Genomic DNA, 7330 nt, shown 5'->3' on the forward strand with positions numbered 1-7330 from the left:
TTCATATGCTCACTTTAATCGCTGATTGCTTCGGCAGAAGCATTTTGTTCCCACTACGCGAAGATTTTCAGGAAATTCGTGGCGGATCGTTGCCTGATAACACGATCTACCTGCCATACAAAGGCGTTTCACGTCATCATTTTTCGATCAAGAAGGAGGCTTCCCGGTGGATGCTGCGCGATCTGGGAAGCAAAAACGGAACGATGCTCAACGGAAAACAGATCACCGAAGCAGCAATCAAAACAGGCGATGTAATTCAGGCGGGCATCATTCAACTGACTGTGAAATCCGCCCAGCAGGAGGTCCAGCCCCTGGAGTTCTCCGAAACTCAATCGCTGCGGCGCGATCCGGAGACGGATCGCGTGGGACATGTGCCGGTTGGTGAAGAGGAAAACATTTTCTCCTTTCAACAACTGAAGTTCCCGGAAGGTTTCATTCCGGGCAAGTCCCCTGCAATGGAAAACGTTCTTCAGAAACTGCAGGCGATTGCAGAGAGCGATGTGAATGTTCTGTTGATTGGTGAGACCGGCGTTGGCAAAGAAATGTTCGCCCAGACGCTGCATCAATCGGGAAAGCGTTCGAACGGCCCATTTGTAGCAGTCAATTGTGCTGCCATCCCTGTGGACCTGGCTGAAGCGGAACTTTTTGGAATCGGAGAAAAGGTTGCAACCAATGTGAGCCGCAGAAAAGGGAAAATGGTTCTCGCTCATCAAGGTACGCTTTTTCTGGATGAACTGAGTTCCTTGCCGGAAGGATTGCAGGCAAAAATTTTGAGGGGGATAGAGGATCACGAAATTTATCCTGTGGGAGAACATCAACCGCACATTTCCGATTTCCGGTTGATCGCGGCGACGAATCTGGATCCCAAAGAGCTTATTTCCAAAGGAAAGTTGCGCAAGGATCTCTATCACCGGATTGCCACGGTTGAGATACAGATTCCAGCGTTGCGAGACCGCAAAGGGGATCTGGAATTGCTCATCATGGGACTTCTTCAGTCCCTTTCCAAAAAGGAAGGGAAATACATTCCAGGAATCAGCCAGCCTCTTTTCGCAGCGCTTCATGATTATCCTTATCCGGGCAATGTTCGTGAATTGCGAAATATTCTCAGCTCCATGGTTGCGCTCGCTCATCCGGGGGAAGTGCTGGATCTCCATTTGCTTCCTGAAAAAGTTCGGGACCGCAACATTGAAGAGGACATGGAGAGAGTCATACAAACGGATCTTGAAAAAGCTTCGATTCATCTTCATGAAACCGTCGATGAAGTCGCGCGCAAGCTCATCCAGCATGCATTGAAACTCCATCAAGGCAACATTACGCGCGCAGCGAATTATCTGAACGTAACGCCTTTTGGTATGCGCAAAATGATGAAGCGTCTCGGAATCAACAAAGAATAATAATTGAACCGCCAAGACGCCAAAACGCCAAGATAGAACTATGATTATCTCTTGGCGGACTTGGCGCCTTGGCGGTTAAAATAGATGTTGAATCCAGTTTTGGCTTAGAATGAAACACATCATCTAAAACGAGAGGGGACCATGAACTTCACAAAACAGTGCTGTTTACTTCTTGTGCTTTTGCTTTTCACGCCTGTTCTTGCAATTGCGGTTGATTCTGATGCGGACGGGCTGGATGATTCTGTAGAAGCAACGCTCGGTTCGAGCCCTATTCACAAAGATATTTTTGTAGAGATCGACTGGTTCGTGGTGAATGGTCGCAGCCTGAAGCCGCGCAAAGGATTTGACAAGATCGTTAAAGCAATCTTTGACAGCGCGCCGGTTCTCAATCCGGACGGCACATATGGAATTCGGATCCATCTGGACTTTGATGATGCGATTGCCGTCGATTTTGACACTCTTGGATACAAGAACGCGAACGGAAACTACAACTGGGATGAATTTGATGTCGTGAAGAGTCTCTATTTCACTTCATCAAGACAGAATACACACCACTATGCGCTTTTTATTAGCGATTATGGTGATGAATTCGGCCAACCCAGCGGCAGTTCCGGGATATCGCGAAATACTGGAAAATTTACCGCGGGAGCCAGCGACTTTATTGTTTCGCTTGGCGGAGATTACTGGTACAACTATCCCAAGAAAAAACAACATAAGTGGACACAAGCCGGGACTTTTGCGCATGAACTCGGACACAATCTGGGTTTAAAACATGGCGGTAACAATCACAGCAATTACAAACCAAATCTTTTGAGTATATTGAATTACTCCTTTCAGGTGGATGGTATCCCGTACACCGCTTTGGATGGAACACGTTATCTTATTTATGACTATTCACGCCAGAAATTGCCGACTCTAAATGAAAATAGTCTGAATGAATTTAACGGTCTCGGAAGTGGAGCATCTGATTCCGCCGGAGTTTATGGAACAACCTGGTTTTCGTGGAACGGTTCGAGTTACGATCAGTTCACGACATTTAACGCGACATCGAATGTCAATTGGAATAACGACGGTTTTTTAAATTCCAGTGTTTTTGAGGATACAAATCAAGACGGACGTTACAGTAGATTGAAAGGGAGGAATCAGTGGTCCAAGCTGGCTTTCCGCGGTGGACTTATCGGATCTGGCGTTTCCGCGAAGACTGCTCTACCGCGTGAAACGAGTCTCCATTGCCTCGACTCTCGCCAACACGCCGCGCGTAAGAAAACGGACGATTCAAACATTCCTCGCATAACGATGAAGGAATTGGTGGAAAAATTTAAAGAGGCTGGGAAGTCCTTGAACCCTTAACTCTTCTTTTTATACCACTCGATGGTTTCGAGCAGGCCGTCCTGCAGCGAGAATTTCGGTTTCCAGTTCAAAATGTTGCGGGCTTTGGCACAATCGAGGTACTGGGCGGGAATTTCGTGGACGACTTGATCCAGAATCGTTGGTTGAAGGTGCGTGGCTCCCATCAATTGAAGGATTTCCTTTACTAATTCCAGAACCCTCATGGGCGATTCGTTTCCAAAATTGAATGCTTCGCCTGCGAGCTCTGCTCCTGAAAGTCGTTCCGCGAGCATCAAGTAGGCTTCCACGGCGTCGCGCACGTAGAAGTAATCGCGGATCAGTTTTCCATCGCTTCGAATGACCGGCGATTCATTTTTCAAAACCGCACGGATCGTGCCGGGCACAAGTCTGTTAAAGTTTAGATCGCCTCCGCCATAAAGATTTCCGCAACGCGTAATCGCCACCGGTATGCGATAGGTAAAAAAGTAAGATACAGCAATCAGATCCGCGCATGATTTACTCACATCGTACGGATAACGGCCCTGCAACGGCGAGTCTTCGGTGTACGGAAGTGTTTCGCTTGGACCGTAAGCTTTGTCGCTGGAAGCGACTATCACGCGCTCTACTTTATTCGAACAGAGCCGGCATGCTTCCAGGACGCTCCACGTGCCGCGAATGTTGGATTCGAAGGTGGAAATGGGAGAGCGGTTCGCGGTTCCAACAATTGTCTGCGCGCCCAGATGAAAGATCGAATCGACTTCGTATTCATTTAGGGTTCTCAGAACCAAGTCCTGATCTTCCAGTTCTCCGCGCACAACGGTGCATTTGCCGATCAAGTCCGCTTCCAGTAGCCGGCTCACGGGAACCCAATCGCGCATCAAGCAAATTACGTTCGCGCTCCGGTTCAACAATTCTTCTACAAGCCAGGAACCGAGCAAACCGGTCGCGCCTGTTACAAAAACATTTCGATGTTCCCAAAAATTCATATGCAATTACAAGTCAGCTCATTACCATATTTTCCACGGAGCATTGCCGCTCTCCCAAAGATGATCGAGCAGTTCTTTTTCACGGAGAGTATCGACCGGTTGCCAGAAACCATCATGCCGAAAAGCCATCATTTGCTGGTCGCGCGCGATGTGTTCCATCGGTTCCCGTTCGAAGCTTGTTTCGTCACCTGCGATATAGCTAAGAACTTCCGGTTCCAGAACGAAGAATCCTCCGTTGATCCATCCCTCATGCGTCTGCGGTTTCTCGGAAAATTTTTGCACAAGATTTCCATCCAGATGAAGTTCTCCAAAACGAGCGGGTGGATGGACGGCCGTCACCGTAACAAGCTTTCCATGGGATCGATGAAATGCCACCAGTGCCTGAATATCAACATTCGCGACTCCGTCTCCATAGGTCATCAGGAAGGTTTCGTTTTCAATCCAGGATCTCAGCTTCAACATTCTTCCACCGGTCATCGTATCCAGTCCTGTATCAATCACATCAACCCGTTGCCATTGAAAGTTATGGAAATATTCCTTGATCATTTCCCCTTTATAACCGCACGCGATGAGAAATTCTTTGAAGCCGTGGGCAGAATAAATGTTCAGAATATGCCATAGGAGTGGTTTACCTCCGACTTCCACAAGGGGTTTCGGGCGAGTATTGCTCTCTTCTGAGATGCGAGTGCCGCGTCCGCCGGCCAGAACAATCACTTTCATTTATTCAGCCCCCACCTTACCTCCCCTTTGATAAGGGGGAGGAATCTCATTTATGACCTCAGGCCGAGGAAGCGGAAGTATGAAACGGCCGCCGCGTCTGCTGTATTCCTGCTGCTGTTGCATGATTTCGTTTGCGAAGTTCCATGCCAGCAAAAGTACATAATCCGGTTGTTCCTCCAGAAGGGAGCCGACCGCACGAACAGGGAGATGTTTGCCGGGCGTGTACCGTCCGACTTTTAGCGGACTCTTATCGACAGTATGCGAAACGAGATCTGTTCCTATGTCGCAATAATTTAACAATGTATTTCCTTTCGCCGGCGCGCCGTAAGCTACGACGTTTCTTCCATCCGACTTGAACCGTTCGAGTAAACTACGAAGCTCTGTCCGGTGCTGTTGAACCTTGTCCGCAAATGACTCATAGCGGCGCCGTCTTGTCATATCGAGCTTCTCCTCATCCGCCGCCAGCATTACTACAGAATTAGAATGATCGATCCCGGGGGCCGCAAACATCCGGAGGGAACCCCCATGAACGGGGACAAAATCCATGCGGAAGATTCCCAGATTTACTCGCTCACAGAGACGCATCAGAGTGGTAATACTGAAATAGCACAGGTGTTCGTGGTAGACCGTATCATATTCAAGATTTTGCAGCAATTCTCGCAGGTAAGGAACCTCGAGCACAACGAAGCCATTCTCTGTAAGTAACGTCCGGCAACCTTTCAAAAAACCCACCGTGTCATCGACATGCGCCAGCACGTTATTTGCGAGGACCACACGTGCCGGTCCATTTGAGCTCAGAATTCTTTCTGCGCAGGAAGAATTAAAAAAGTCATTGATCGTTGGAATCCCGTTTTCACGAGCCAGCCTGCTTATATTTTCAGCGGGTTCGACTCCAAGAATCCGGAAACCCTGCAATCGAAAGAAATTCAGGAGTGTTCCGTCGTTGCTTGCAATCTCAACAACCAGATCCTTCGGTTCAAGTTTGCCCGATTCGATCACAGATTCTGCGTAGTTGCGGTTGTGAGCCGCCATTGTTTCGGACGTGCCGGTAACATAAATATAGTTTCGAAACAGAACTTCCGGATCGATGACGTCCAGCAGCTGAACCAGCGAGCAGTTTTCACAGAAATACAGATCGAGCGGATAAAATTGTTCGGCGGCAAACTCTTCCGGGCTTTTCAGGAAAGAATTTGCTAGCGGCATCTCTCCCATCGGTAAAACGAGATGGAATTGTGTTCCATCGCAAGCGCGACAGCTTTTTCTTTTCCGGTGGCTCACTGATGTTCAGCGTGAAGTTGTTTCAGTTACAGGTTCCTCCCCCTTATCAAGGGGGAGGCTAGGTGGGGGTTGAATAAATGAAGGGGAGATATTTGCCGCCCAGGTCGTCCAATCTTTCCCGAATCGCGCGCGCAGAATATTTCTCATGAATTCAACGACTGTCCTCATTCTTACGTGGGATTTGCCGGCCTGGCGCAGTTGACCGGGAACATTGATTTCGATCACGTTGAGCTTTAAATGCCGGGCCTTCAACATGAATTCAGCATCCAGAAACCAATCGTGGGAAGAAGGCGCGATCCTCTTTAATACTTCTGCGGAGACAATTTTGGGATTGCCATTTACATCCAGCGTTGAGATTCCTGGAAAAAGAAGGAGCATCGCCCCGTTGTAGAAGACAGAAATCAATTTGCGTATCCAGTTGTCCTGGCGGAACCTGCGGCGGACTTTTGCCATTGCGGGTGAAGAGGACGCAACGGCAGCCCGGTAGATGCGAAGCACATCTTCAGCTCTCACCTGTCCATCCGCGCAGAGATAACCGACATATTGTCCTGTGCATTTTGCAAAACCTGTCAGAATTCCAAAACCAAAACCTTGATTGACCGGGACAACCGCTTTCACAACGGGCAGACCCTGCGCTATGAAATCGTCAATGACAGCTGAGGTTTGATCTCGCGAGCCGTTGTCCACAAGGACAAGCTCCAGCGAAACACCCTCCTTGCCAAATACTTCCACCATAGGTGGAACACTGAGTGGAAGCACCTTCTCTTCGTTGTAACAGGGCATCACCAGCGAAACATCAGGGGGACTGCTCATTTGATAACGACTCCAGAAAACTCATCGTCTTTCGAATTCCAACTTCAATCGATGTGGAGGGAGTCCATTGTATCAGCTTCCGCAGGCGTTCTGTACTCACATCTTCATGCGCCATTTCGGTTCCACGCACCGGCAATTTCCCGAAATGCAAATGTTCTTGCGGAATATGCAAAACTCGTGCTGCAGTTTCTATGAATTCTCTAACGGAGTGCAATTTGCCTGTAGCCAGATTGACCAGCGTGTTTCGTTCCGGACGCAGATCGGCTAAGCGAATGAATCCTTCGGCGACATCTTCGACATAAGTAAAGTCCCGCTTCTGCGTTCCTGCCGTTAGATCGATTGCCGTTTTGTTTTGTGCTGCTTCTATCAATGAAGGGAGCAAGCGTCCGGCATGTTCTCCCGGGCCGTAAACGGTGAATAATCGCGCGACGATCGACAGGACAGGAGATTCAAGAATCGTTTTGGTTCCCGCTAGTTTTGTTTGTCCGTACCATGTGGTTGGCTGCGGTTCTGTTTCCTCTAATAGATTGCCACTTGCGGTCCCGTATTCCAGTGCCGTTCCAGCATGGACCAACAGTGCGTTGCCTAACGATTCGCAAATCCTACGCGGGAGTTCTACGTTCAGCTCTTCAGCAAGCCTTTCGTCACGCTCATTTGGATCCACACCGTAACCCGCGAGATTGAAAACCACGGAGGGTTTGATCTCAGAGAAAAGTTTGTGGAGTCCGGTTGAATCGAGCAGATCCAGATCCACTGCAGTACCTGTAAGTTTTTTTGAGGAAGCATCTCTCGCGACCGAAAAAGTCGCAG

General features: G+C 48.8%; 7 protein-coding genes. 2 read left to right on the top strand and 5 right to left on the bottom strand.

What is annotated here, in order from left to right; translation table 11 throughout:
• Window positions 1–5: 5 nt before the first annotated feature.
• Together L0156_03225 and L0156_03230 are read left to right on the top strand one after the other, a co-directional pair.
• The gene (locus L0156_03225; GenBank protein ID MCI0602000.1) at window positions 6–1394 is read left to right on the top strand and encodes a sigma 54-interacting transcriptional regulator; all 1389 of its coding nucleotides are present in this window, start codon (window positions 6–8) and stop codon (window positions 1392–1394) included.
• A gap of 141 nt (window positions 1395–1535) precedes the next feature.
• Window positions 1536–2744, top strand: a complete 1209-nt coding sequence (locus L0156_03230) for a hypothetical protein (protein ID MCI0602001.1) — start codon at window positions 1536–1538, stop codon at window positions 2742–2744.
• Here the strand turns inward: L0156_03230 and L0156_03235 are convergent.
• From L0156_03235 to L0156_03255, 5 genes are all read right to left on the bottom strand, one after another.
• Complete coding sequence (locus L0156_03235; protein MCI0602002.1) at window positions 2741–3709, bottom strand: GDP-mannose 4,6-dehydratase; 969 nt, start codon at window positions 3707–3709, stop codon at window positions 2741–2743. The two genes, L0156_03230 and L0156_03235, sit on opposite strands and share 4 nt — an antisense overlap.
• 21 nt (window positions 3710–3730) lie before the next feature.
• Window positions 3731–4429, bottom strand: a complete 699-nt coding sequence (locus L0156_03240; protein MCI0602003.1) for a glucose-1-phosphate cytidylyltransferase — start codon at window positions 4427–4429, stop codon at window positions 3731–3733.
• On the bottom strand, window positions 4430–5632 hold the full coding sequence (locus tag L0156_03245) for a class I SAM-dependent methyltransferase (protein ID MCI0602004.1): 1203 nt from the start codon (window positions 5630–5632) through the stop codon (window positions 4430–4432).
• A gap of 81 nt (window positions 5633–5713) precedes the next feature.
• Window positions 5714–6520 (bottom strand): glycosyltransferase family 2 protein, encoded by an 807-nt coding sequence (locus L0156_03250; protein MCI0602005.1) that lies wholly within the window; start codon window positions 6518–6520, stop codon window positions 5714–5716.
• On the bottom strand, window positions 6504–7330 hold an 827-nt coding region (locus L0156_03255), incomplete at its 5' end, for an NAD(P)-dependent oxidoreductase (GenBank protein ID MCI0602006.1). The genes L0156_03250 and L0156_03255, both read right to left, overlap by 17 nt.

The organism is bacterium (assembly GCA_022616075.1).
Taxonomy (GTDB): domain Bacteria; phylum Acidobacteriota; class HRBIN11; order JAKEFK01; family JAKEFK01; genus JAKEFK01.